At 71.4% G+C, this 2,816-nt stretch carries 2 protein-coding genes and 1 pseudogene; 1 reads left to right on the top strand and 2 read right to left on the bottom strand.

Annotated features, from left to right (window positions below; all coding sequences use genetic code 11):
- Positions 1-1,435: MFS transporter (locus AOJ26_RS37640; protein WP_053852848.1), on the bottom strand; the 1,435-nt coding region annotated here is incomplete at its 3' end.
- A gap of 76 nt (positions 1,436-1,511) precedes the next feature.
- Here AOJ26_RS37640 and AOJ26_RS37635 point away from each other — a divergent pair.
- Complete coding sequence (locus tag AOJ26_RS37635; RefSeq protein ID WP_053852847.1) at positions 1,512-2,084, top strand: TetR/AcrR family transcriptional regulator; 573 nt, start codon at positions 1,512-1,514, stop codon at positions 2,082-2,084.
- Here the strand turns inward: AOJ26_RS37635 and AOJ26_RS37630 are convergent.
- Positions 2,059-2,692, bottom strand: a pseudogene (locus AOJ26_RS37630) (ATP-binding cassette domain-containing protein). The gene AOJ26_RS37635 and the pseudogene AOJ26_RS37630 sit on opposite strands and share 26 nt — an antisense overlap.
- Between the last annotated feature and the right edge of the window lie 124 nt (positions 2,693-2,816).

The raw sequence follows: 2,816 nt of genomic DNA, 5'->3' as shown, positions 1-2,816 counted from the left end.
CCACCAGCACGACCGCCCCCGCGATCGCCGCCCCCTGCATCCCGTGGGTGAACGCCTCCCGGGCCGCCGCGGCCAGGCCCGGTACCCGGTCCGCGACCGTCAGCGCCCCGCCCAGCGTCTCGCGGGCCGGGTCCGGGGCCGAGGACGGGACGTCGTGGCGGTAGATCGCCGTACCGATGGAGCCGAGGACCGCCATCCCGAGGGCGCCGCCGAACTCCGCGGCGGTCTCCATCAGGGAGGACGCCGAGCCCGCCCGCTCCACGGGTGCGCTGGACAGGGCGAGATCCGTGATCAGGGAGATGACCACGACGACCCCGCAGGCCAGGACCCCGCACGCGGTCAGGACCAGCCAGAGGGAGTCCGTGCCCGCGAGGGACAGCAGCGCGTAGCCGGCCGCGCCGATCGCGAAGCCCGCGGTGACGACGTGGGCCCGGGCTACGCCCTTCTGGACGAGGGCGGTCGCCGCCGGGGCGGCCGCGCCGATCGGCACGGAGGGCAGCAGCGCCCACAGGGCCGCCTCCAGCGCGCTCTTGCCGAGCACCGACTGGAGGTACTGCGTGGTGAAGAACGCCGAGCCCATCATGGCGAACGAGGAGATCAGGTTGAGCACCACGGACGGGGCGAAGCCGTGGCCGCGGAACAGCGCCGGGTCGATCATCGGTGAGGCCGCGGTGCGCTGACGGCGGACGAAGAGGGCCGCGAAGAGCAGGCCGAGGGTGATCGGGACGGCGTACCGGACGGCGAAGCCCTCGGAGGCGATCTCCTTGAGGCCGTAGACGACGGGCAGGACGGCGGCCATCGACAGCGGGACGCTCGGCCAGTCGAAGCGGCCGGGTGCGGGATCCTTCGACTCGGGGAGCAGGAACGGGCCGAGGACCAGCAGCAGGGCCATCGCGGGCAGGTTGACCAGGAAGATCGAGCCCCACCAGAAGTACTCGACCAGCACCCCGCTCATCACCGAGCCGAGCGCGATGCCGGCCGTCATGACCCCGGACCACATGCCGATCGCCCTCGCGCGCTGCCCCGGGTCGGTGAACATCGTGCGGATCAGGGCCATCGTCGACGGCATCAGGGTCGCGCCGCCGATGCCGAGCACCGCGCGGGCCGCGATCAGCATCTCGGCGCTGTGCGCGTAGGCCGCCGCGAGGGAGGCCGCGCCGAAGGCGACCGCGCCGATCAGCAGCAGTCTGCGGCGGCCGATGCGGTCGCCCAGGGAGCCCATGGTCATCAGCAGGCCGGCCAGGACGAAGGCGTAGATGTCGAAGATCCACAGCTGTTGGGTGCCGCTCGGTTCCAGGTCCGCGCTGATCGCCGGGATCGCGAAGTACAGGACGGACACGTCCATCGAGACCAGGAGCAGCGGAAGCATCAGGACGCCGAGGGCGGTCCATTCGCGGCGGCCGGCCAGGGCACCGGCGGGAGTCGGGTTCGTCATGCCGGTGACTGTACGGGTGTATTAAACGATTGTCTATGACGCTTGTATAAATCGCTTGTCTAGATAGGCTGGGCGCATGGGACATCGCGAGGATCTGCTCGAAGGCGCCAAGCGCTGCCTGCTGGAGAAGGGGTTCCTGCGGACGACCGCACGGGACATCGTCAAGGAGTCGGGGACCAACCTGGCGTCCATCGGCTACCACTACGGGTCGAAGGACGCGCTGCTGGGACAGGCGTACATCGCGCTGGTGGAGGACCTCTCCTTCGAGGGCGGCACCGGGTTCACCACCCCGCCCGGCTCGCTGGAGCGCTTCCGGGAAGTGTGGGCGAACATCGTCGACACCATGCGGGAGCCCGGCTCGATGTGGCGCCTCAGCCTGGAGGTCATGGGCATGGGCGACCAACTGCCCGAGGTGCGCGACCAGTTGGCCCGAGCCCAGCGCGAGGGCGGGCGCGGCCTGGTCTCCATGCTCATGGGCGTGCCGGAGGAGGAGGTCACGGACGAGACCGCGGACACCCTGGGCCGGTTCTATCTGGCGCTGATGACCGGCCTGATCGGCCAGTGGTCCTTCGACCCGAAGAGCGCGCCCGACGCCGACACCCTCACCGAGGGCCTGCGCCAGGTCATCGAGGCCGCCACGCGCGCGTGATCCGCCCCTCGCGCATCTCCAGCACCCGGTCCGCGAAATGCCGTACGACCGCCCGGTCGTGGCAGATGAACAGGTACCCGAGGCCCAGTTCGTCCTGGAGGTCGGCGAGCAGGTTGAGGATGCCGGCCCGGACGGAGGGGTCCAGCGCCGACACCGGCTCGTCGAGGACCAGCAGTCGTGGCTGGCACGCCAACGCCCGGGCTATGCCCACGCGTTGGCACTGGCCGCCGGAGAGTTCGTTCGGCGACCTCGGCGGCCGTGGGCCTTCGTCCCTGGAGCCGCAGCGGTTCCGCGACCGCGTCCCGGATGCGGTGCCGCGGGCTGAGGGAGCCGTACGGGTCCTGGAAGACCGGCTGCATACGGGAGCGGAGGGGGCGCAGTCCCCGCTCGGACAGGGCGGTCAACTCCCTTCCTTCGAAGCGCACTTCACCGCTGTCCGGGCGGCGAAGCTGGAGTACGGCGTGGGCGGTGGACGACTTGCCGCAGCCGCTCGGGCCGTCGAGGGCGAGGGTCTCGCCCGGCGCCAGGGTGAAGGACACGTGATCCACCGCGGTGACCGTGCCGTGGCGGACGACCAGGTCGCGGACGTCGAGAAGGGGTGTGTTCACGCCTCCTCCCCGTGGTGGCAGGCGACCAGCCGGTTATCTGTCCGCCGCGGTTCCGGGTCCCGGTGGCGGCACACGTCCGTCGCCAGGGGGCAGCGCGGGGCGAAGGCGCAGCCCGGCGGGAGGG

It is taken from the genome of Streptomyces sp. NRRL B-24085 (genome assembly GCF_001282115.1).
Classification (GTDB): domain Bacteria; phylum Actinomycetota; class Actinomycetes; order Streptomycetales; family Streptomycetaceae; genus Streptomyces.
Note: the sequence above shows the minus strand (reverse complement) of the source record. Positions and strands in the feature narration are given on the sequence as shown.

Excerpts from the sequence above, each read along its gene's own strand:
- AOJ26_RS37635 (WP_053852847.1), top strand. The coding sequence starts at position 1,512 with ATGGGACATCGCGAGGATCTGCTCGAAGGCGCCAAGCGCTGCCTGCTG.